This window comes from Curtobacterium sp. 1544 (assembly GCF_040544915.1).
GTDB lineage: Bacteria > Actinomycetota > Actinomycetes > Actinomycetales > Microbacteriaceae > Curtobacterium > Curtobacterium pusillum_C.
The window spans coordinates 15,502-38,025 of record NZ_JBEPKX010000038.1; the positions used below are offsets into that span (position 1 = coordinate 15,502).

General features: G+C 70.8%; 22 protein-coding genes. 4 read left to right on the forward strand and 18 right to left on the reverse strand.

Features of this window, described 5'->3' with window-relative positions:
• Positions 1 to 13: 13 nt before the first annotated feature.
• From dprA to rplS, 8 genes are all read right to left on the reverse strand, one after another.
• Positions 14 to 1,243 (reverse strand): DNA-processing protein DprA, encoded by a 1,230-nt coding sequence (dprA, locus tag ABIC61_RS17075; RefSeq protein WP_354030879.1) that lies wholly within the window; start codon positions 1,241 to 1,243, stop codon positions 14 to 16.
• Complete coding sequence (locus tag ABIC61_RS17080; protein WP_354030880.1) at positions 1,240 to 2,763, reverse strand: YifB family Mg chelatase-like AAA ATPase; 1,524 nt, start codon at positions 2,761 to 2,763, stop codon at positions 1,240 to 1,242. Before ABIC61_RS17080 ends, dprA begins: the two co-directional genes overlap by 4 nt.
• Entirely contained in the window at positions 2,760 to 3,128 is a 369-nt protein-coding gene (locus ABIC61_RS17085) for a YraN family protein (protein WP_144749351.1), read from the reverse strand. Before ABIC61_RS17085 ends, ABIC61_RS17080 begins: the two co-directional genes overlap by 4 nt.
• A 150-nt stretch (positions 3,129 to 3,278) precedes the next feature.
• On the reverse strand, positions 3,279 to 3,626 hold the full coding sequence (locus tag ABIC61_RS17090; protein WP_144749349.1) for a histone-like nucleoid-structuring protein Lsr2: 348 nt from the start codon (positions 3,624 to 3,626) through the stop codon (positions 3,279 to 3,281).
• Between the two features lie 109 nt (positions 3,627 to 3,735).
• Complete coding sequence (locus tag ABIC61_RS17095) at positions 3,736 to 4,059, reverse strand: DUF2469 family protein (RefSeq protein ID WP_079236329.1); 324 nt, start codon at positions 4,057 to 4,059, stop codon at positions 3,736 to 3,738.
• Positions 4,060 to 4,154: 95 nt separating this feature from the next.
• Positions 4,155 to 4,862 carry a ribonuclease HII gene (gene rnhB / locus ABIC61_RS17100; protein WP_354030881.1) on the reverse strand — a complete coding sequence of 236 codons (708 nt, stop codon included), beginning with the start codon at positions 4,860 to 4,862 and terminating at the stop codon, positions 4,155 to 4,157.
• Positions 4,859 to 5,605: a signal peptidase I gene (gene lepB, locus ABIC61_RS17105; protein WP_354030882.1), complete on the reverse strand. Its 747-nt coding sequence runs from the start codon at positions 5,603 to 5,605 to the stop codon at positions 4,859 to 4,861. The genes rnhB and lepB overlap by 4 nt, the downstream gene beginning before the upstream one ends.
• 145 nt (positions 5,606 to 5,750) lie before the next feature.
• Entirely contained in the window at positions 5,751 to 6,107 is a 357-nt protein-coding gene (gene rplS / locus ABIC61_RS17110) for a 50S ribosomal protein L19 (protein ID WP_022905818.1), read from the reverse strand.
• A 180-nt stretch (positions 6,108 to 6,287) separates the two neighbouring features.
• Here rplS and map point away from each other — a divergent pair, with 180 nt between their 5' ends.
• The gene (gene map / locus ABIC61_RS17115) at positions 6,288 to 7,079 is read left to right on the forward strand and encodes a type I methionyl aminopeptidase (RefSeq protein ID WP_354030883.1); all 792 of its coding nucleotides are present in this window, start codon (positions 6,288 to 6,290) and stop codon (positions 7,077 to 7,079) included.
• A 173-nt stretch (positions 7,080 to 7,252) separates the two neighbouring features.
• Here the strand turns inward: map and trmD are convergent, their stop codons facing one another.
• The 8 genes from trmD to aroA form a co-directional block, all read right to left on the reverse strand.
• Positions 7,253 to 7,945 (reverse strand): tRNA (guanosine(37)-N1)-methyltransferase TrmD, encoded by a 693-nt coding sequence (gene trmD, locus ABIC61_RS17120; protein ID WP_144749341.1) that lies wholly within the window; start codon positions 7,943 to 7,945, stop codon positions 7,253 to 7,255.
• A 5-nt stretch (positions 7,946 to 7,950) separates the two neighbouring features.
• Positions 7,951 to 8,559, reverse strand: a complete 609-nt coding sequence (gene rimM, locus ABIC61_RS17125) for a ribosome maturation factor RimM (protein WP_144749339.1) — start codon at positions 8,557 to 8,559, stop codon at positions 7,951 to 7,953.
• Positions 8,516 to 8,752 carry an RNA-binding protein gene (locus ABIC61_RS17130; RefSeq protein ID WP_022905822.1) on the reverse strand — a complete coding sequence of 79 codons (237 nt, stop codon included), beginning with the start codon at positions 8,750 to 8,752 and terminating at the stop codon, positions 8,516 to 8,518. The genes rimM and ABIC61_RS17130 overlap by 44 nt, the downstream gene beginning before the upstream one ends.
• A gap of 4 nt (positions 8,753 to 8,756) precedes the next feature.
• Positions 8,757 to 9,170 (reverse strand): 30S ribosomal protein S16, encoded by a 414-nt coding sequence (gene rpsP, locus ABIC61_RS17135; RefSeq protein ID WP_079236334.1) that lies wholly within the window; start codon positions 9,168 to 9,170, stop codon positions 8,757 to 8,759.
• A 164-nt stretch (positions 9,171 to 9,334) separates the two neighbouring features.
• Positions 9,335 to 11,455 carry an oxidoreductase gene (locus tag ABIC61_RS17140; RefSeq protein WP_354030884.1) on the reverse strand — a complete coding sequence of 707 codons (2,121 nt, stop codon included), beginning with the start codon at positions 11,453 to 11,455 and terminating at the stop codon, positions 9,335 to 9,337.
• Between the two features lie 4 nt (positions 11,456 to 11,459).
• Positions 11,460 to 12,308, reverse strand: a complete 849-nt coding sequence (locus tag ABIC61_RS17145; protein WP_354030885.1) for an SDR family oxidoreductase — start codon at positions 12,306 to 12,308, stop codon at positions 11,460 to 11,462.
• An 87-nt stretch (positions 12,309 to 12,395) separates the two neighbouring features.
• Entirely contained in the window at positions 12,396 to 13,565 is a 1,170-nt protein-coding gene (locus ABIC61_RS17150) for an acyl-CoA dehydrogenase family protein (protein WP_222121914.1), read from the reverse strand.
• 3 nt (positions 13,566 to 13,568) lie between these two features.
• On the reverse strand, positions 13,569 to 16,754 hold the full coding sequence (aroA, locus tag ABIC61_RS17155) for a 3-phosphoshikimate 1-carboxyvinyltransferase (protein WP_354030886.1): 3,186 nt from the start codon (positions 16,752 to 16,754) through the stop codon (positions 13,569 to 13,571).
• A gap of 118 nt (positions 16,755 to 16,872) precedes the next feature.
• On the opposite strand from aroA, the gene ABIC61_RS17160 reads away from it, so the two are divergent.
• A complete protein-coding gene (locus tag ABIC61_RS17160; protein ID WP_354030887.1) occupies positions 16,873 to 18,012 on the forward strand; it encodes a glutamate--cysteine ligase in 1,140 nt (379 codons plus the stop codon).
• Between the two features lie 177 nt (positions 18,013 to 18,189).
• Here ABIC61_RS17160 and ffh read toward each other — a convergent pair whose 3' ends face one another.
• Positions 18,190 to 19,746, reverse strand: coding sequence for a signal recognition particle protein (gene ffh, locus ABIC61_RS17165; RefSeq protein WP_354030888.1), 1,557 nt, complete (start codon positions 19,744 to 19,746; stop codon positions 18,190 to 18,192).
• 32 nt (positions 19,747 to 19,778) lie between these two features.
• Positions 19,779 to 20,441 (reverse strand): VOC family protein, encoded by a 663-nt coding sequence (locus ABIC61_RS17170; protein ID WP_354030889.1) that lies wholly within the window; start codon positions 20,439 to 20,441, stop codon positions 19,779 to 19,781.
• Positions 20,442 to 20,662: 221 nt separating this feature from the next.
• Between ABIC61_RS17170 and lipB the strand changes: the two genes are divergently transcribed.
• A complete protein-coding gene (lipB, locus tag ABIC61_RS17175; protein WP_354030890.1) occupies positions 20,663 to 21,379 on the forward strand; it encodes a lipoyl(octanoyl) transferase LipB in 717 nt (238 codons plus the stop codon).
• Entirely contained in the window at positions 21,376 to 22,359 is a 984-nt protein-coding gene (gene lipA / locus ABIC61_RS17180; protein WP_144749325.1) for a lipoyl synthase, read from the forward strand. The genes lipB and lipA overlap by 4 nt, the downstream gene beginning before the upstream one ends.
• The last annotated feature ends 165 nt before the right edge of the window (positions 22,360 to 22,524 follow it).

Consider the following 22,524-nt stretch of genomic DNA (forward strand, 5'->3'; position numbering starts at 1 on the left):
GGTCCGGCCACCGTCAGGCCCGCGCCCACCCGCCGGACCCGTGCACGACGAGCCCCTGCAGCTGTGCGAGCGCCAGCGCGTCGGCGACCGCGGCGAGGGACATCCCGGACCGCCCGGCGACCTCGTGCTCCGGCATCGCCCGTCGCCCCAGGGCATCGAGCACGCGGAGCACCTCGGGGTCCTGACGGGCGCCAGCGAGCGGCTCGTCCGGGTGGTCGGCCGTGAGCGGTCCGCTCGACGCCAGCGCCGCGTCGACGGGGTCCCTCGGGTGGACGACGAGCTGCGCCCTCCCCTGGGCCACGAGCCGGTGGCACCCGACCGACGCCGAGGACGAGAACGCCCCCGGCACCGCGAACACCGACCGCCCGAGCTGGGCGGCGTGGTGCGCGGTGTTCAGCGCGCCGGACCGCGCACCGGCCTCGACGACGACCGTGACGTCGGCGAGGGCGGCGATGAGACGGTTCCGGGCCAGGAACCGCCACCGCGTCGGTCGGGTGCCCGGCGGGGACTCGGCGAGCAGCGTGCCCTGCCGGGCGACGTTCCGGAGCAGTTCGACGTTGCCGGCCGGGTAGAGCTGGTCGATGCCACCCGCGAGGACCGCGGTGGTCGGCGCTCCGGCAGCGATGGCCACCCGGTGTGCGACGGCGTCGATGCCGTACGCGCCGCCACTGACGATCGAGCACCCGGCGTCCGCAGCCGTCGAGGCGATCTCGGCCGCGGCCTCCGCTCCGGCGACCGTGTTCGCGCGCGATCCGACGACGGCGAGACCCGGTCGCGGGGCCGCCGCGGCCGACCGGGTCCAGAGGACGAGGGGTGCGTGTGGGCCGAGGTCGTCGACGGCGGACGGCCATGCCGACGTGCCCGGGACGACGAGGGTGGCCCCCACCGTCCGTGCGGCCGTGAGCACGTCCCCGACGTCCGTGCGGCCGAGCCGTGGCGTCCACCGCTCGACCGCTGCGATGAGCACGGCTCCGAACGCGACGGCGTCCTCGGAGCCCGCGACCCCCGACTCGACACAGCGACCGAGCAGGTCGCCGACGTCGCCGGCGTCAGCCGCCTCGAGCACCGCTCCGAGCGCACGTTCCGGCCCGAGAACGGTGACGAGCTCCCCGGCCACGGCGTCTCCCGGTTCCGCTATCGTCGACCACGCGATCCGCGAGGCGGTCTCGACGAGGTCGACCTCGTCCGCGCCGACTCCGAGCGCGGACCACACCGCGCCGAGCAGGTCGCCGCCGGTGGTCACAGGGCACTCCGGAGCGCGAGGGCGTCGAGCACGTGGCGACTCGCCGGCCGTTCCACGCCCTGCAGGTCCGCGAGGGTCCACGCCAACCGCATCGTCCGGTCCCAGCCGCGCATCGTCAGGGTGCCGAGGTCGAGCGCCTTGTCGAGCGGTGCGGTCGCGCCCGGCTCGGCCCGTCCCTCGGCCCGGAGCCACGTCCCGGCGACCTCGGCGTTCCGCGACCAGTCGGTCCCGCGGAGCCGCTCGGTCATCCGGCTGCGGGCGTCCGCGACGACGCGGCGGGTCTCGGCGGTCGTCGGTGTCGCACCGTCGCCGGCCCGGATGCTGCCCGTCGTCACCCGGGGCACGCGGACGCGGATGTCGAGCCGGTCGAGCAGCGGCCCGGAGATCCGCCCGAGGTACCGCCGGACCGTCGCGGGGCTGCACTCGCAGGGCTGGCGGCTGTCGCCCGCGTTGCCGCACGGGCACGGGTTCGCGGCCAGCAGCACCTGGCACCGCGCGGGGAACTCTGCAGCCCCGGCAGCCCGGTGCACGGTGATCCGACCGGACTCGAGCGGCTGCCGGAGCGCGTCGAGCACCGCTCGGGGGAACTCGGGCGCCTCGTCCAGGAAGAGCACGCCGCGGGTGGCGCGGGAGACCGCCCCGGGTCGGAGGATGCCCGACCCCCCTCCGATGAGCGCGACCGCCGACGCCGAGTGGTGCGGAGCCTCCCACGGCGGTCGCTCGGTCCAGGACGCCGAGCCGTGCCCCGCGACGGAACGGACCGAGGCGACCTCGAGCGCTGCCGCACCGTCGAGGTCGGGCAGCAGGCCGGGCAGTCGCTCCGCGAGCATCGTCTTGCCGGCGCCGGGTGGCCCGAGCAGCAGGGCGTGGTGTCCGCCGACTGCAGCGGCGATGACCGCACGCACACCGATCGGGTTCCCGATCACGTCCGCCAGTTCCGCGGTGGGACGGGGATCCGCCGGTGCCGCGATCGGCAGGACCGGCTCGACGTCGACGGCGGGCAGGAGCGCACCGGCGTCGATCGCCGCGGCGCGGAGCGAGTCCACCCCGTGGACCTCCACGCCGCCGACGACCTGTGCCTCGGCGAGGTTGCCGACCGGGAGGACGACCCGAGCCACTCCGGAGTCGCGGGCGGCGAGGAGCATCGGGATGACCCCGACGACCGGGCGCACCCGCCCGTCCAGCCCCAGCTCGCCGATGTACACGACCCGCTCGGACACCGCGGGAGCCATCCCCGCCCCGGCCAGCACGGCCATCGCGATCGCGAGGTCGAACCCGGACCCGCGCTTCGGGATCGCGGCCGGCGTCAGGTTGACGGTGATCCGCCGGGCCGGCAAGGGGCACCCCGCGTTGGCCGCAGCCGCTCGGACACGCTCACGCGCCTCGCCCAGGGACGTGTCCGGCAGGCCGATGATGCTGAACGCGGGCAGCTGGCTGGTCAGGTGCGCCTCGACCTCGATCCGACGGCCGGCCACCCCGATGAGCGCGACGGCCGAAGCCCGTCCGATCCCGGTCGTCACAGCACACCGGCGACGTGTTCGATCCCGACCCGGTCGCCGTCGACGTGCACCGCGAGTGCGTCGATCCGGATCGCCCGGGCGGACACGTCCGGGTGGTCCTCGAACCACGCGGGCACCAGTCGCCGCAACCGGCTGACCTTCGATGCCGTGATCGCCTCGAACGGGTGCCCGGTCGAGTTGCCGGCGCGTGTCTTGACCTCGATGAACACGAGCGTGCACGACTGCCACGCGATGATGTCGACCTCGCCCCGCGCGCAGCGCCAATTGCGTTCGACCAGACGGAATCCGTGGTCTTCCAACCATTCCGCGGCCCGGTCTTCACCGAATCGTCCGAGACTGCTGTTCCGCAGCGGTGTTTGCTCCATGTCGTTGCCTCCGCGTCGACCATCGCGGAGTACGCCGTCGCTCGAGCGGCTCCACGGACGATCAGTGGAGAACTATGGCCAACGCGCGACTGTGGAGGACAAAGCAAGAACCCGGACGACCGAGGCCGTCCGGGTTCTGTGCTATCGCGATCAGTGCGCGGCTGCGTACGCTTCCTGCACCTGGGTGGAGATACGGCCGCGGGTCGAGACCTCGTACCCGTTCTCCTTCGCCCACTCGCGGATCTTCGCGAGTTCTTCGGAGTTGCCCCGCTTCGGTGCCGCCTTCGGAGCGGAACCGCCGGTTCGACGACCGGAGACCTTGCGCGCAGCGGCGACGTAGTCGGAGATCGCTTCGCGGAACTTGTCGACGTTGTCGTCCGTCAGGTCGATCTCGTACGACGATCCGTCGAATGCGAATTCGAGGGTACGACCCGAACCCGGGGTGATGGGCGAGTCGTCGAGGTCGTCGACGAGCTGGACTGTGACCTTCTGTGCCATGGCGCGCTCCTGCAATCGGGGACGTGAATTCCCCATCACATTAGCGCGAAGAAATCACCGGAGTCGAATTGTCGCGGTGTTTCTCAGCAATTGCATTACAAGTTGAAGATCACTCGTCGAGTGCGAGTTCCTTCGGGAGCTCGAGTTCACGCGACGTGAGTTCCTCGACGTTCACGTCCTTGAACGTGAGCACCCGGACGGATTTCACGAACCGGTCGGAACGGTAGACGTCCCACACCCAGACGTCGCTCATCGTCAATTCGAAGTAGAAGTCGTGCTCGGTGTCCCGGCGGGCGAGTTCGACCTCGTTCGCCAGGTAGAAACGCCGCTCGGTCTCGACCACGTACCGGAACTGCGACACGACGTCGCGGTACTCGCGGTACAGGGCAAGTTCGACCTCGCGGTCGTAGTCGTCGAATTCGTCGTCATCCATCGCTCCCCCAGTCTACGGCGACCGGAGCACCCACGGCACAACACCCGACCGGACACACGGCCCGACGCGCGACGGCCCACGAGGGACCACCCGCGTCAGCCCGCCAGCGCGTCCAGTTCCTCGAACCCGTCCAGCGACACGCTCGACGCCTGGTGCAGCCAGCTCTTCCGGTGCAGCGCGTGGGCACCCACCGACCGGATGGCGTCGTAGTGCGCGGTCGACCCGTAGCCCTTGTTCGACGCCCACGCGTAGTGCGGCGCCTCGTCGTGCGCCGCCGTCATCAGGGCGTCCCGAGCGACCTTCGCCACCACCGACGCAGCAGCCACCGACGCACAGTCCCGGTCGGCCTTGACCCGCACGACGACCTCGAGCGGGTCGGACGGCAGCCGCAGGGACGCCGGCACGGCCCGGGTGAGCCAGTCGAACGACCCGTCGAGCACGACGACCGCACCGTCGAGCGACAGACCGTCGTCGACGAGCGTGCTGATGGCGGCGGCCCCGGCCTGACCGAGGGCCGGGACGATGCCCTGCTGGTCGACGACGTCGGCGGACGCCATCCCGACGGCGGTCCGGCTCCACCGTCGGACGACCGGGTCGAGTGCCTCACGACGTGCGGCGCTGAGCAGCTTCGAGTCCGCGAGTCCCTCGGGGACCCGACCGATGTCGATCGTGACGGCAGCGACCCCGACGGCCACGGGGCCGGCGATCGCACCGCGACCGACCTCGTCCATGCCGATCACGGTCACGCGTCCCGCACCGAGGAGCTTCTTCTCGACCCGGAGCGACGGACGGATCGCGGTCACTCGTCCCGCTCCTCCACGCCGGCGAACACGTCGGGGTAGTCGTCGAGCCAGGTCCACCGGCTGGTCGGCCAGGAGATCACGAACGCCCGGCCGGTGACGTCGGACATCGGGACGAAGCCCTTCGACGGGGTGTCGCCGTTGTAGCGGGAGTCCTTCGAGTCGTACCGGTTGTCACCCATCACCCAGATCGTGCCCTTCGGCACGGTCACCGAGAAGTCGGTCCCGGATGCGCGGGTCTCCCCCGTCGGCAGCTTCAGGTAGGGCTCCTTGATGGGCACACCGTTGACGGACATCTGTCCGAGGTCGTTGCAGCACGACACCTTGTCGCCGGGCAGACCGATCACACGCTTGATGAGGTGGTCGTCGCTGTCCCCGGTGCCGAGCCCGACCTGGGTGAGGAGCCAGTCGATCGACTTCGCGGGCTGCGTGTCCGGGGTGACTTTCGGCACTTCCGACCCGGTGAGCCAGCCGCCCGGGTCCTTGAACACGACGACGTCTCCACGCTTGAGTGCCACCATCCCCGGGACGAGCTCGTTGACGATCACCCGGTCGTTGATCTGCAGCGTGTTCTCCATCGACGCCGACGGGATGTAGAACGAGCGGATCAGGAACGTCTTGACGAGGAACGAGACGAGCAGCGCCGCGATGAAGATGATGACGAGGTCCCGGATGAACGTGAGGACGCCGTTCCGCTTCTTCTCGACACGGGGCCGGCGCCCGGTTTCGTCAGTCGTGTCCGTCATTTCCACTCTCGTTCGCACACCCGGGTCCGCACGCCACGACCGGGAGGGAGCCAGCACAAAGGAAAGCCCCCCGTCGATGCACAACCGTACATCGGCGAGGGGCGAGCAGCGGCGTCCGGCTCGCGGACGCTCACTGTGAAGGCGATCAGGAGTCGCGCTTCTCCTTGATCTTGCGGCGGGCCGCCTTGCCACGGAGTTCGCGGAGGTAGTAGAGCTTCGCGCGACGGACGTCACCCTTGGTGACGATCTCGATGTGGTCGATGATCGGCGAGTGCACCGGGAACCAGCGCTCGACGCCGACCTGGAAGCTCACCTTGCGGACCTTGAAGGTCTCGCCGAGGCCGTGGCCCTGGCGGCCGATGACGACGCCCTGGAACACCTGGACACGCGAGCGCGTGCCTTCGATGATGTTGACGTGCACCTTGATGGTGTCGCCCGGACGGAAGTCCGGGACGTCGGTGCGCAGCGATGCTGCGTCGACGTGGTCGAGGAGCTGGCTCATGATTGGGTCACTCTCTGCGGACGCACACGGGTCGCCGCGGATCGAATTCGGTAAGAAGTGTGGTGTGCCCGGTGTCGGCGACTCCCCCGTGGCAGAGTCCAGCCAGGGCACGGCTACCCATCTTGCCACAGCAGACCAGCCGCGCAAAACGCACACCGGAAAACACGCGAGGATGGACGCATGATCGAACTCCGCACCCCCGCTGAACTGGACGGCCTCCGCGTGGCCGGGCGGTTCGTGGCCGACGTCCTCGACGAACTCCTCGAGACGGTCGACGTCGGTGTGAACCTGCTCGACCTCGACCGGGTGGCCGCGCGGATGATCGCCGACCGTGGCGCCGTCAGCTGCTACGTCGACTACCACCCGTCGTTCGGCAGGTCGCCGTTCGGCAGGAACCTCTGCACGTCGGTGAACGACGCCGCGTTGCACGGCCTGCCCCACGACCGGACGCTCGTCGACGGTGACCTGGTGAGCCTCGACTTCGCCGCGAGCGTCGACGGCTGGGTCGCGGACTCCGCCGTCACGGTCCAGGTCGGCACCCCGCGGGAGGACGACCAGCGCCTCATCGAGACGGTCGAGCGCGGACTCTCCGCCGGCATCGCGCAGTTCCGGACCGGCAACAAGCTCGGCGACGTGTCGTACGCGATCGGTCGCGTCGCGAAGGACGCCGGCTACGACGTGAACCTGCAGTTCGGTGGGCACGGCGTGGGCCGGACGATGCACGGCGATCCGCACGTCCCGAACGACGGCCGGCCCGGCCGCGGCCTCAAGCTCCAGAAGGGGCTCGTCGTCGCGATCGAGCCGTGGCTCATGCAGGGCACCGACGAGCTCTACCAGGACGAGGACGGCTGGACGCTCAAGAGCGTCGACGGCTCGCGTGCGGCGCACGTCGAGCACACCGTCGCGGTGACGGAGGCCGGTCCGGAGGTCCTCACCCTGCGTCGCGCCCAGCGCGCCGACGCGACCGCCTGACGGACGGGAGGCACGGTGCCAGCCCGCCCCGCGCCTCCAGTCCGCCGAACGTCGCCACCTCGCCCGCGGAAGCGACAGATCTTGTTGGTCGCGTCATGACAGGACCGCGAAAGCGACAGATGGCTGCGGGCGTTCCGCGGTCGTCTGTCGCTTTCGCGAAACGGGCGCCCGTTCTACGCGGACGGCGGCAGCAGGTCCGGCCGGACGCGCCGCGTCCGCTCCACCTGCTGCTCGTGCCGCCACGCGGCGACGCGGCCGTGGTGCCCGCTGAGCAGGACCTCCGGCACGTCGATGTCCCGCCAGGACGCGGGCTTCGTGTACGAGGGGTACTCGAGCAGGCCGTCCTCGTGGGACTCCTCGACGAGGGACTCCGGGTTGCCGACGACGCCGGGCACGAGGCGTCCGACGGCCTCGATCACGGCCATCGCCGCGACCTCGCCACCGTTCAGCACGTAGTCCCCGAGCGACAGTTCGACGACCGAGCAGCGCGACGCCGCCCACTCGAACACGCGGGCGTCGATGCCCTCGTAGCGCCCGCAGGCGAACACCAGGTGGGGTTCGACGGCCAGCGACCGTGCGAGCGACTGCTTGAACGGGGTACCGGCCGGGGTCGGGACGACGAGCGTCGACGACCCGTCGGGCCGCAGGATCGACTCGAGCGCCTGTGCCCACGGCTCGGGCTTCATGACCATGCCCGCTCCCCCGCCGTACGGGGTGTCGTCCACGGTCCGGTGCCGGTCGGTCGTCCACGAGCGGAGGTCGTGCACGTGCACGTCGAGCAGCCCGTCGGTGCGGGCCTTGCCGAGCAGGGACACGTCGAGCACGGAGAAGAACTCCGGGAAGATCGTGACGATGTCGATGCGCACGCGCGCTAGTCCGTCACGGTCTCGGGACGCGACGTGTCCTCCGGGTCCTCGAAGAGGCCGGTCGGCGGCGTCACGGTGACGGTGCCCGCGGCGATGTCGACCGCGGGGACGATCGCCGAGACGAACGGCACGAGGACCTCGCCACGGTCCGGCGTGTCGATCGCGAGCAGGTCCTGCGCCGGCAGGTGGTCGACGCGGGCGACGGTGCCGACCTCGACGCCGTCGCGGAGGACCTTCAGGCCGACCAACTGGTGGTCGTACCAGGCGTCGTCCTCGCCGGTCTCGGCGTCGGCGTCCTGCTCGACCCAGAGGATCGCACGGGCGAGGGTCTCAGCAGCCGTGCGGTCCCCGATGCCCTCGAAGAAGGCGACCGGGTGGCCGTTGTACCAGCGCAGCTCGTCGAGCGCGATGGTCTTGCCGGCCCACGGCGAGTCGTCGGGGACCTGGAGCGTGAAGACCGCTCCGCGCGTGAACCGACGGTCCGGGTCGTCGGTGTAGAGCTCGAGCTTGATGCCGCCCTTGAGCCCGTGCGCCTTCGTGATTCGACCCACCCGGAGCTGGGTCGTCTCCCTAGGAATCGGTGTCGACCACGTCGACACGCACCCGCTTGCCATCGGCCAGAGCCGTGACGAGGGTGCGCAGCGCCTTTGCGGTCCGTCCGGCGCGACCGATCACGCGGCCGAGGTCCTCGGGGTGCACGCGCACCTCGAGGACCTCGCCCCGCGCGGAGGTGGAACTGGCGACGCGCACGTCGTCAGGGTGATCGACGATCCCCTTGACGAGGTGCGTCAGCGCGGATTCGAGCAAGGAATTACGCCTCGGTCGTCTCTGCGGTCTCGTCAGCCGTCTCCGGAGCAGCGGCCGGGGCCTTCTTCTCCGACTTCGGCTTGAGGACGGCCTTCTTGGAAGCGTCGACCGTGAACGGCTGCTTCGGCTCGGCGACCTTGACCTTGGACTCGGTGTCCTTCTCGCCCTTGAACTTGGCCCAGTCACCGGTGAGCTTCAGCAGCGCGGCGACCTGCTCGGTCGGCTGCGCGCCGACGCCGAGCCAGTAGAGCGCACGCTCGGACTCGATCTTGATGACCGAGGGCTCCTCGGTCGGGTGGTACTGACCGATCTCCTCGATCACACGACCGTCGCGCTTGGTGCGCGAGTCGGCGACGACGATGCGGTAGTACGGCGCACGGATCTTGCCGAGGCGCTTGAGACGGATCTTGACAGCCACAATTACTCCTGTTGCGTGTTGTTGTGGTTGAACCGGAACCGCGGGCGTGGGGGCACACACGGTGGAAGCTCGGAATGAGTCGCGCACAGCTGGATAGAGGGTCGAGCAGGCGCGATTCGACCGTTCATTCTTACAGATTCCCGGCCGGGATGCGAGTCGACGCGCTAGGGGGCGAGTCGCCGGACGGCTTCGAGCGCTTCGGACGTCGCGCGGACCGCGTCCACGCTCCGTGCGTCGCGCGCGCCGCCGACGACGGCGAAGGTCACACCGGCGTCCTGGAGGCGCGTGACGAGTCCGTCAGGCGCGTCACCCCCGGTGTCGATCGCGCGTTCCTGCCCGGCGCAGACCACGACGTTGTCCGCCGGGATCGCGTGCTCCTCGCCGAGCTCGTCGCGGATCCAGAGCACGCCGGGTTCGATGCGGAGGTACTCCTGCACGCCCCCGACCATGTGCACGCCGGCGTCCCGCAGCCGCCCGATCGCGACCCACCGCGAGGTGATCCCGACGCCCTGCCCGAACTTGCCGGAACGGCGGAGCACGGTGACGTCGGTGCCGGGCCGGAGCGTGCGGGTCGCCGCGGGGAGGCGCTGCGGCACGTCCCCGACGACGGCCTCGGACACGTCGAGGTCCCAGCGGGCGGCGAACTCGGTGGCACGGTGGGCCTCGTCGGGCGACTCGACGAGGAAGGCAGCGGTGTCGACACCGATGCCCCCGCCGCCGATGATCGCGACGGTGCCGGCGGGGACGCCCTCGCGCAGGGCCCGCTCGTACGACCGGACGTGGGGCAGTTCGGCCCCCGGGATGTCGACGGCACGTGGGACGACCCCGGCGGCGAGCACCACGGCGTCGCTGCCGGTCAGGTCGTCGGCGGTCGCGGGACGGCCGAGGTGGATGGTCGCACCGCGCTGGTCGAGCTCGGCTCGGGCGGACCGGACGGTCGCGGCGTAGTCCTCCTTGCCGGGCACGAGCGCGGCGAGGCCGAACTGCCCGCCGAGCTGCTCGGACGCTTCCCACAGCGTGACGGTGTGTCCGCGCCGTGCGGCGTCCACAGCGGCCGCGAGTCCGGCCGGCCCGCCGCCGACGACGTCGACCCGCTTCGGCGACGCCGTGGGCCGTGCCGGGAACGCGACCTCGCGGGCGGCACGCGGGTTGACCAGGCACGACACCGGCTGGCCGATGATCGACCGGTCGAGGCAGGCCTGGTTGCAGCCGATGCAGGTGTTGACGAGGTCGAACGCGCCGGCGAGCGACCGGTTCACGATCGCCGGGTCGGCGAGGAACGGGCGGGCGAGGGCGACGGCGTCGAGGAGTCCGTCGTTAAGCACCGTCTCGCCGTCCCGCAGGTCGGTCATCCGGTTCGAGGCGATGACCTTCACGTCCGGGTGTGCCGAGTCGCGCACGACGCCGGCGATGCGCGAAGCGTAGGACAGCCACGCACCGTGCGGCACGGCGGCCTGCACGGTCGGCGTCCGGGACTCGTGCCAGCCGATCCCGACCGAGATTCCGTCGAGACCGAGCGGCAGCAGGTCGTGGACGAGCGCGTCGACGTCCGCGTCGGTCGACGACCCGGGCATCAGGTCGGCGCCGGACAGTCGGATCGTCACGGCGAGGTCCGGCACCGCGGCGCGTACGGCCCGCACGACCTCCACGGTGAACCGGCGTCGGCGCTCCGCGTCACCGCCCCACTCGTCGTCGCGCAGGTTCGTCAGCGGCGACTGGAACTGGTTGATGAGGTAGCCCTCGGACGCCATGATCTCGACGCCGTCGAACCCGATGTCGCGGGCGCTCCGGGCGGCGGCGGCGAAGTCCTCGATGGTCCGCTCGATGTCCGCGCCGGTCATCTCCGCGGGCACGACGCCACGCGCGGCCGCCCACGGCAGGGCCGACGGTGCCAGGACCCGCTGGGGCGCCCCGTGCCGGTCGACCATGCCCGACGCGAGCGCGTACCGACCGGCGTGGAACAGCTGGGCGAGGATCGTCGAGCCCTCCTCGTGCACGGCGTCGACCGCCGTGCGGAACCGCTCGTCCGCTCCCCCGACGCCGAACACCGCGAAGTCGGGACCACCGCGAGCCTCGTCGTTCACCGCGATGCCCCCGGTGATGATGCAGGCGGCACCACCAGCGGCGCGCTCACGGTAGAACGCCGCCATGCCGGCACCGCCGTCGTCGTGCACCTCGAGCCCGGTGTGCATCGACCCCATGACCACCCGGTTCGACAGGTGCAGGGGGCCGAGCGTCCACGGCGAGGAGACGACGGCGAGGTCGGGCATGGCGACGGTGCTCATGCGCCTACTCTGCCGTGTCGGACGCCGCGTCGGCTGCAGGCGGCAGGACCGCGTCGCGCAGCGGCGACGTCGTGTCCGCCCAGAACGGCGGCGCGATCACGGTCAGGCCGCCGTCCACCGACAGCACCTGGCCGGTGATGTAGCCGGCCTTCTCGGAGAGCAGGAAGTCCACCGCGTCGGCCATGTCGTCGGCGGTGCCTGGCCGCTGCAGCGGGAGCTTCTCGAACACGGACTCGATGGGCGCCTGGCCGGGGACCTTCGTGTAGAAGTACTCGAGCGAGTCGGTGTCGATGAGCCCGCCGTTGACCGCGTTGACGGTGATCTGACGCGGTCCGAACTCGACCGCCATGTACTTCATGTAGGACTCGCTCATGGCCTTCGCGGCGCCGAGCGCGGCGTACGTCGGGAACGCGCGGAGCGACCCGTACGAGGTGACCACCACGATGCGGCCGCCCTCGTCCATTAGCTGCGCGGCGCGCTGCGCACCGAGCACGAACGAGCGGGCGTTCGTGGCGTAGCTGCGGTCGAGGTGGTGCAGCTTGAGGTCCGCGACGGGCTTGAAGGCACTGGCTGCCGCGTTCGCGACGAAGTAGTCGAGGCGACCGTAGGTGTCGCGCACCAGGTCGAACAGCGCGTCGATCGACTCCGGCTGCTCGATGTCGACCTGCGCCGTGATCCCGTCGCCGCCGGCGGCCTTGACGTCGGCGAGCGACTCCTCGGCCAGGTCGGCGTTGCCCTTGTACGTCACCACGACGGTGACGCCGCGCTGGCCGAGCTTCTGCGCGAGCAGGCGGCCGATGCCGCGCGAGGCGCCCGTGATGAGTGCGATGGTTGCGGTGGTGGAGTCGGTCACTTCAGTCCTTTGCGTGCGTGCGTGGAGACGGACTGGAGGCGCGGGGCGGGCCCGCACCGCGCCTCCAGTCCGCTGGTGGGGTGCGGTCTAGAACCCGGCCTGGCCGGTCACGACGGCGCGGCCGACGACCAGCTTCTGGATCTCGTTGGTGCCCTCCTCGAAGCGCTGCGCGCGCGCGTCGCGGTAGACGCGCTCGATCGCGTTGCGCTTCCAGTAGCCCTGGCCACCGTGCACCTGCAGCGCCTTGTCGGTGACGCGGGCCAGCATGTCGACCGCGACCATCTTCGAGGCGCTGGACAGCGTGCCGGCGTCCGGACGGCCTTCTTCGTAGGCGCGCGCAGCCTCGAGCACCAGGGCGCGGGCGGCGGCGATGTCGGCGTAGTTCTCGGCCAGGTAGAACTGGATCGCCTGCCGGCTGGAGAGCTGCTTGCCGAATGTCTCGCGCTTGTTCGCGTACTCGACGGCGAGCTCGTTCGCGCGTTCGGCGAGGCCGACGGCGCTCATCGCGACGGACACCCGGCTCGGCAGGAGGAAGCCGCCGAGGGCGACCTCGAGGCCCTGGCCCTCGGCACCGAGCAGCGCGCTGGCGGGCACGGGCACGTCGGTGAAGCGGAGGATCGCGTGGTCGGTGCCGCGGATGCCCATGGTGTCGGAGTCGTCGATCACCTCGGCGCCGGGGAGCCCGGTGTTCGGCATGAGGAACGCGACGGTGCCGTCCTGGCCCGTGGTGCCCTCGAGGCGCGCGGCGATGAGCCAGTAGTCGGCCTTGACGCCGAACGTGATGAGGTGCTTCTCACCGTTCATCACGTAGGTGTCGCCCTCGCGACGGACGGTGGTGCGGATGTCCGCGCCGGTGCCGGCCGTGGCCTCGGTGAGGGTGAACGCGACGAGCTTGTCGCCGGCGACGCTCGGCTTGACGACCTGCTCGAGCTGCTCCGGCGTCGCGTACGGCTCCATGGCGCGCCACGTGCCGTTGATGACGTGCACGAGCATCCGGATCGACGCGTGCGAGCGGGAGACGATCTCCATGATCTCGAGGTACCGCGAGAACGGGATGCCCCGCCCGCCGAGCTCCGCCGGGGCGGCGAGGCTGAGCCAGCCCTTGTCCTTGAGCTCCTGGAAGAGCTCGGGCGACACCTGGCCGGTGCGCTCGATCTCCTCGGCCCACTCCTCGCCGCGGCCGCGGACCCACTCGGTCACCTCGGCCTTGAGCTGCTGGAAGGCGGCTTCGGTCTGGGGCTCCATGACCATCGTCATCGTTCAGTTCTCCTTCGTCGCGACGAGCGCGGCTGCCTGCTCGCGCAGGACGTTCTTCTGGACCTTGCCGACGGCGTTGCGCGGCAGTTCGTCGATGTACTCGAGCCGCTCCGGCCAGTAGTACTTGCTCACGCCGGCCTTGTCGAGCGCGCGCTGCATCCCCGCGAAGTCGAGCCGTTCCGACCCGGCGGCCGGGACGATGAACGCGCAGGCACGTTCACCCAGGCGGGCGTCCGGCATCGCGACGATCGCGACGTCGGTGACGAGCGGGTGCTGGTAGAGCAGGTTCTCGATCTCCACCACCGGGATCTTCTCGCCACCGCGGTTGATGACGTCCTTGATGCGGCCGGTGATCGAGAGGAAGCCCTTCTCGGACACCTTCGCCAGGTCGCCGGTGCGGTACCAGCCGTCCTCGGTGAAGACGTCGTCCGTCAGGTCGGGGCGGTCGAGGTACCCGTCGAACATCGTCGGCGAGAACAGCTCGAAGTTGCCCTCGGTGTCCGCCGGGAGCTCGTGGCCCTCGTCGTCGACGATGCGGATCGTGATCCCGGGCAGCGCCCGACCGTCGTGTCCGTAGGCGTCCGCGGGGTCGTCGCCCGGGCTCGACAGGGCACCGAGGCAGGTCTCGCTCGTGCCGAACGCGCCGAGGATGGCGCTGCCGAGGACCGTGCTCGCCCGCTGTGCGAGCGCGCGGGGCACCGCGGCACCGGTCGGGACGAAGATGCGCAGGCTCTCCGGAGCCGGTGCCCCCGCCTCGACGAGGTCGACGAGGTCCGTCAGGAACGGCGTCGCGCACTGCACGAACGAGGCCTTCGCGGCGCCGAACGCCTGCTCGAGGGCGACGGTGCCGTCCCAGACGGGCTGGATGACCTGGGGCGCGCCGAGGCGGAACGCCAGGAGCATGCCGTACAGGAAGCCGGTCTGGTGGGCGAGCGGCGACGGGATGTAGATCCGGTCCTCGCTCGTCAGGCCGGACTGCGCCACGTGCATCGCGGTCGCGAGCCCGAGGGTGCGGTGCGGGTGCTGCACGCCCTTCGGCTCCCCCGTGGTGCCGCTCGTGAACAGGAGCTGGCAGACGTCGTCCGGACCGGGGGCGTGCGCGGCGATCTGGTCGAGGTCGACCTGCACGGACTCGAGCGCGGTGTCGAAGTAGCGCCAGTTCCACTCGCTCGCGCTCACGCGGTCCATCGCGTCCGACGGCAGCGGCGGCTGGTTCGTCGGGGTGTCCCCCTGGCCGCGTGCCTCTGAGCGCAGGACCACGACGTGCTCGACCGACAGCCGACGCTTCTGCGCCTTCGCCTCGTCGATGACGTCGAGCAGCTCGAGCGCCGGACGACGCTTCCGGAACAGGTTCGGCAGGAACACCACCCGGGCGCGGGAACGCGCGAGGGTCATGGTCGTCTCGCGCGGACCGAACACCGGCATGATCGGCGTCGCGACGGCGCCGATCTGGATCGCGCCGAGGGTGATCGAGACGAACTCGCGCCAGTTCGGCAGCTGCATCGCCACGGACTCACCCGTACGGACGCCGAGTTCGAGGAGCAGCGCGGAGACCTTGTCGGCCTCGTCCTGCAGTTCCTTCCACGTCGTCTTGACCGGCTCCGGACCACCGACCTCGATGACCGCGAGGCCGTCGGGGTCGGTCTGCGACAGGGAGCGGACCTTCTCGCTCAGGACGAGCGGGTCGGCGTCCACGCCGGTCAGTTCGGGCATCTGGTTCGTCGTCTCGTGGGAATCGGTCTCGTTGGAATCGCCGAGGTCGGTGCGCTGCGCCGCAAGCTCCGGGCGGTCCGCGGCTGCCTCGGCGGCGTCGGCCCGGTCGTCGCGGGCGATCTGTGCGGCGAGGCCGTCGCCGACCTCCATGTCGAGGCCGACGGAGTTCATCGCCTCGAGGAAGGTCGGGTACGAGATCCGGTACGCCCGCGGGTAGGTCAGTGCCGACGTGCCCTCGGCCTTCGACGCGGCGACGGCGAGGGACATCAGCACGCGGTGGTCGTTGAACGACGACATCGGGGAGCCGTGCAGCTCGCCCGCACCGACGCCCGTCACGCGCAGTTCGTCGGCGCCCTGCTCGGCCCGGCCGCCCATCCGGTTCAGCTGGAGCATCGCCGCCACGCGGTCGGACTCCTTCAGCCGGATGTGCGCCACGTTCCAGAGGCGGGTCGTGCCCTCGGCGAAGGTGGCCATGGTGGACAGGATCGGGAGCAGGTCCGGGATCGGCTGGCAGTCGATGTCGAGGGGCTTCAGAGGTGAGCCGTCGTGCTCGATGCGCACGAAGCCGGTCTCCTCGTCGATCCGCATCGGGACGCCCATGGCCGTGGCGAGGTCGAGGAACTCGCTCTCCGGGTGGTCGGTCTCGGCGGTGGTGAAGGCCGTCATGCCCCGGAGCAGCAGGTTCGACTCGCGGATGCCCGCGGCGGCGATCCCGAACGCGGCCGAGCCGATGTCCGGCGGGATGACGTAGTCGTGCGGCGTGGCCTGCTGGTTCGCGGGGATCCGGTACTCGAGCCAGTCGTCGGACACCTCGACGGCGAGCCCGAACTGGCGCATCATCCGGACGGTCAACTCGACGTAGGGCTGCTCGTTGAGCCGCCCGCCGGTGATGTGGATGCGGGTCTCCTGCTCGGCGAACGGCGCCACGAGGAGCAGTCCGGAGATCCACTGCGACAGGGTGCCGGCGATCGAGACGTCGCCGCCGCGCGGACGCTTCGGCTGGACGGTGACCGGCGGGCAGTCGTTCGTCGCCTCGAGCTCGACGCCCATCTGCTGGAGCGAGGTGAGCAGCGCCTTGATCGGGCGGCGCTGGAAGTACTTCATGCCCGAGAGCGTCATCGGCTTGTCGGCCAGGGACGCCAGTCCCGTCATGAAGTACAGGGTGGTGCCGGAGGACCCCATGTTCAGGATGCCGTCGGCACCCCGGGATCCGTGGTCGACGACGTCGGTCGCTTCGTAGCGCCCGCCGAGGCCGGTGACGTGGTACTCGTTGCCACGGCGCTTGACGTCGACGCCGAGCGCACGGAGCGTGCCCACGGTCCACTCGACCTGCCGGGTGGCACTGATCCCGGAGACGATGCTCGTCCCCTTCGCCAGCGACGCGAGCACCAGCGCGCGGTGCGCGTGGTACTTCGAGACCGGGATGTCGAGTTCTCCGACGAGCGGTGCGGACGTGCCGCGCACGACCAACTGCATGCGTACCTCTTCCCTGTTGAGCGCTTCTACGGTACGCCCGGTGTGGAACTACTGTGAATCGGATCCGCACGACCGGAGCCGCCGTTCCTTGTGCGTGTCCGACAAGGTTCCGGGCAGGATGTTCAGCATGGACATCCGCTTCACCGAGTCCCGCCCGTCGACCATCGGCGTCGAGTGGGAGCTCCCCCTGGTCGACCGGGACACCGGCGACCTCACCCCGCGCGCCCCCGCGGTCATCTCCGCCGTGCAGCAGCGCCTCGGCGACCGCGACCGGGTGACCGAGGAGCTCCTCACCAACACCGTGGAGGTCGTCACCGGCGTGCACTCGCGGGTGCAGGACGCGACGAGCGAGCTGTCGGGGATCATCGGCGAGGTCATCGACGCAGCCGAACCGCTCGACGCGCAGGTCATGTGCGCCGGCACCCACCCCTTCGCCGTCTGGGACCAGCAGGAGATCACGCCGGACAGCGAGCACTACACGACCCTCATCGACCGGACCCGCTGGTGGGGACGGCAGATGCTCATCTGGGGCGTCCATGTCCACGTCGGCATCGACGACCGCGACAAGGCGCTCCCGATCCTCGGCGCGATGCTCCCCTACGTGCCGCACCTGCAGGCGTTCACCGCCTCGAGCCCGTTCTGGGCGGGCATCGACACGGGCTACGCGTCGAACCGAGCCCTGATGTTCCAGCAGCTCCCCACGGGTGGCCTGCCGCCGCAACTCGGCGCGTGGGCGAACTTCGAGGAGGTCGTCGACGACCTCACCCGCACCGGCGTCATCGAGGGCTTCAAGGACCTCCGCTGGGACATCCGCCCGTCGCCGGGCTGGGGCACGCTCGAGAACCGCGTGTCCGACGGCATCTCGACCCTGCACGAGGTCGGGGCCGTCACCGCCCTGGTCCAGTGTCTCGTCACGGCGTTGTCGGACCGGCTCGATGCCGGCGAGGCCCTGCCGACCATGCAGCCCTGGTTCGTCCGGGAGAACAAGTGGCGAGCCGCCCGCTACGGCATGGAGGCGGAGATCATCACGAACGCCGCCGGCGACGAACGGCTCGTGACCGACGAGGTGCACGACCTGATCGGACGACTCGACCCCATCGCCGAGCGCCTCGGCTGCCAGCAGGAGTTGCACCACCTCGACACGATGATCGAGCGTGGGGCGTCGTACCAGCGGCAGCTCAAGGTGGCGCAGGAGAACGGCGGCGACCTCCGCGCGGTCGTCCGGCACCTGGTGACGGAATTCCGCGAGTCCCTCTGACCGGGAGTCGGGCGCACCTGGTCGTTCCGGGCGTACCTGGTCGTTCGTTCCGACCAGGTACGCCCGATTCCGCTTTCCATCGCGGCCGTTCTGGGAAGGAACGTCGCGACGTGCGCGCAGACAGACGGGAGGCCCGTGGCGGATCCGCCACGGGCCTCCCGTCTGCTGGTGGTCGCGTCAGCGACCCAGGAACTTCTGCAGGCTCGCGAGCTCTTCCTCGGTCGGCGCCTTGCTGCCCTTGGCGCCGCCGCCGAGCCCGAGGCCGGAGCCCTTCGGCGCCTGCTGCGGCGCCGCCGCTGCACCGGCCGCGAGGGCCGCACGCTTCGCCGGGTTGCCGACCTTGGACTTCTTCTTGCCGCCGCCCTGCTGCTGCTTCTTCCCGCCGTGCATGCCGGGGATCGGACCCATGCCGGGCATCTGCGGGACGCCACCGCGTGCGACGGTCTTCATCATCTTCGCGGCCTGCTCGAACCGGTTCACGAGGGCGTTCACTTCGGTCACCGTGGAGCCGGCACCCTTCGCGATGCGGAGACGACGAGAGCCGTTCAGGAGCTTCGGCAGTTCGCGCTCCTGGGGCGTCATCGACTGGATGATCGCCTCGGTGCGGACGATCTCGCGCTCGTCGAAGTTGTCGAGGGCCTCACGCATGCCCTTCGCGCCCGGGAGCATCCCGAGCATGCCCTTGATCGAGCCGGCCTTGCGGAGCTGCTGCATCTGCTGCAGGAAGTCGTTCAGGGTGAAGCTGTCGGACGCGATCTTGTCCGCGACCTTGCGGGCCTCTTCCTCGTCGAAGGCACCCTGGGCCTGCTCGATGAGGGAGAGGATGTCGCCGAGGTCGAGGATGCGGCTCGCCATGCGGTCCGGGTGGAACGGCTCAAAGTCGTCGAGGCCCTCACCCGTGGAGGCGAACATGATCGGGCGGCCGGTCACGCTGGCGACCGACAGGGCCGCACCACCGCGGGCGTCACCGTCGAGCTTCGACAGGACGACGCCGGTGAAGTCGACGCCCTCCTGGAAGGCGCGGGCGGTGTTGACCGCGTCCTGACCGATCATCGCGTCGATGACGAACAGGACCTCGTCCGGGTCGACGGCCTTGCGGATGTTCGCGGCCTGCTTCATGAGCTCGGCGTCGACACCCAGTCGACCGGCGGTGTCCACGATGACCGTGTCGTACTGCTGGTCGACCGCGGCCTTGATGGCGTTCTTCGCGACCTTGACCGGGTCGCCGACGCCGTTGCCGGGCTCCGGTGCGAAGACGTGCACGCCGGCCTGCTCGCCGACGACCTGCAGCTGCTGCACGGCGTTCGGACGCTGGAGGTCCGCCGCGACGAGCATCGGCGTGTGGCCGTCCTTCTTGAGCCACTTGCCGAGCTTGCCGGCGAGGGTGGTCTTACCGGCACCCTGCAGACCCGCGAGCATGATGACCGTCGGCGGCTTCTTCGCGAACTCGAGGCGACGCTGCTGCCCGCCCAGGATGCCGACGAGTTCCTCGTTGACGATCTGGACGACCTGCTGCGCCGGGTTGAGCGCACGGTTGACCTCGTCGGAGAGGGCGCGCTCGCGCACCGCAGCGGTGAACGCCTTGACGACCTCGAGCGCGACGTCGGCGTCGAGGAGCGCCCGCCTGATCTCGCGGACGGTGCCGTCGACGTCGGACGGAGTCAGCCGACCCTTGCTCCGCAGATTGCGGAAGGTCTCGGTCAGCCGATCGGAGAGTGAACCGAATTGCGCCATGATCCGTCGATTCTACAAGGGCGTCGGACGGTTCATCGCAGGAGGACGCCTTCGGCGAGCGCGACGGTCGTCCCGAGGCCGACGTCGACGACCACGGGAGCGGTCGACGGCGCGCGGTCGAGGGTCGGGAACCACTTCCGTCCGGGCGACACCAGGATGAGCAGGCCGTGTACGTCGCCGACGGGTGCGAAGTCCAGGCCGGGCGCGTTCGCGTACGGCTCGAGTCCGTGTCGGCGGAGCGTTTCGACGGCACCCGAGACGTCGGGCACCGCGACGCCGACCTCGCTGACCGAGACGAGTCGGGCCGGGTCGAGTCGTGCCGGGTCGGCAGCGCCAGCCGGGCCGAGGTCGCGCCGCTCGATGAGTTCGAGCAGCTGCCGGTCCGGGCCCTCGAAGTACACCGATCGCGAGTTCCAGTTCGGCGGCCCCTCGAACTCGTCGGTGTCGTCCGCACCGAGCACCGTCGCGACACCCGCGATCCACGACTTCGCCGCCGCGAACGAGCCGGTCGGGATCGTGAACGCGAGGTGGTGCGCCCCGGCCATACCGTCGTGCGCCCGGAAGACGAGCTGCGTCGAGCCGACGGTGACGTGCGCAGCATCCCGGTCCACGACGACCGGGCAGCCGAGTCGCTCGTAAAACTGTGCGGTCTCGTCGAGCGCCCGGGTCGCGAGCTGGACCTTCCTGATCTCCATGCCCCCACTCCACCTCCTCAACCGGGGTTGAGGTCAACCGTTCCGCCCCATCGCACGCACTGTAGGAAGCGGAACTGCGCCTAGGAGGCAGGAACGCCCTGCCTCCTGCGCTCAGAACAGCGCCCTACGAGCGAAACGACCTCCTACGCGCGAAAGAGCTCCGCCCAACCCGCCCGTCCCGTTATTGGACGGAGTACAGAAACTGCCGTAGCCTGTCGCCCATGCCGGAACTCGAGATCGTCCGACGCCCGGGTCTCCTCGACTACGCCGAGGGGCTCGCCCTCCAGCAGCAGCTCCGCGCCGACGTCGTCGCGGGCCGCTCCCCGGGGGCCCTCGTCCTCTGCGAGCACCCGTCCGTGTACACCGCGGGCCGCCGTACCGAGCCGTCCGACCTGCCGACCGACGGCTCCCCCGTGGTCGAGGTCGACCGCGGCGGACGCATCACCTGGCACGGCCCCGGGCAACTCGTGGCGTACCCGATCGTCCGACTGGCCGAGCCGCTCGACGTCGTGGCGTGGGTACGCGACCTCGAGCAGGTGATCATCGACGCAGCCGCCGCCGTGGGGGTGCACGCCGAACGGGTCGAGGGCCGGAGCGGCGCCTGGACCAGCCAGCGTGGCGGACGCGCCGCCGAGGCCGCCACCACCGCGAAGGCCGCCGCCACCGCGAAGGTCGGCGCCATCGGGCTGCACGTCGCCGAAGGCGTCACCAGCCACGGCATCGCGATCAACTGCACGAACGCACTCGACGCCTACGCCGCGATCGTCCCGTGCGGCATCGCCGACGCCGGTGTCACGACCCTCAGCGCAGCCGCTGGCCGCACGACCTCCGTGGACGAGGTCGCCGCGGTGGTCGCTGACCGCACCCAGGCCGCGGTCGACGGCATGCACACCAGGAACCGGATCAGCAGCACCGCACGACAGGAGACCCTCGTATGACCCTCGCCCCCGAAGGCCGCCGGATGCTCCGCGTCGAGGCCCGCAACGCCGAGACCCCGATCGAGACGAAGCCCGGGTGGATCAAGACCCGTGCCACCCAGGGCCCGGAGTTCCGCGAGCTGTCCGCCCTGGTCAAGGACAAGCAGCTGCACACCGTCTGCCAGGAGGCCGGCTGCCCGAACATCTTCGAGTGCTGGGAGGACCGCGAGGCCACCTTCCTCATCGGCGGCTCCCAGTGCACGCGCCGCTGCGACTTCTGCCAGATCGACACCGGCAAGCCGGAGCCCCTCGACCGCGACGAGCCCCGGCGGGTGGCGGACTCCGTCGTGTCGATGGGGCTGAAGTACGCCACGGTCACGGGCGTCGCCCGCGACGACCTGGAGGACGGCGGCTCCTGGCTGTACGCCGAGACCATCCGCCAGATCCACGAGCACTCCCCCGGCACCGGCGTGGAGATCCTCGTGCCGGACTTCAACGGTCGCCCGGACCAGCTCGGCCAGGTGTTCGACGCCCGACCCGAGGTGTTCGCCCACAACGTCGAGACCGTGCCGCGCATCTTCAAGCGCATCCGCCCGGCCTTCACGTTCGAGCGCTCGCTCGACGTCATCACGCAAGGTCGTGACGCCGGGCTCGTCACGAAGTCGAACCTCATCCTCGGCATGGGCGAGGAGCGCATCGAGATCGAGGACGCCCTGCAGCGCCTGTACGACGCCGGCACGGACATCATCACGCTGACGCAGTACCTCCGCCCGTCACCCCGGCACCTGCCGGTCGCCCGCTGGGTCAAGCCGGAGGAGTTCGTCGAGCTCCGCGAGGTCGCGGAGCAGATGGGGTACGCCGGCGTCCTCGCCGGGCCGCTCGTGCGCTCGTCGTACCGCGCCGGACGGCTGTGGGCGCGCGCCACGGTCGCCCGGGGCGGCACCGTGCCGGAGCACCTGTCCCACCTGCTGGACGCAGCGCCGGGCCGACAGGCGGTCTGACCAGCGGCCTGCGGTCCGCAGACGCGACAGCACGACGGACGGGAGGCGGGGGGGGCCCCGGCCCCCCCCCCCCCCCCCCCCCCGGGGGGGGCGGGGGGAGGGCCCGCCCGGGGCCGACCCCGGCCCCCGGGGGGGCCGGGGGGCCCCCCCCCGGGCCCCCCCCCG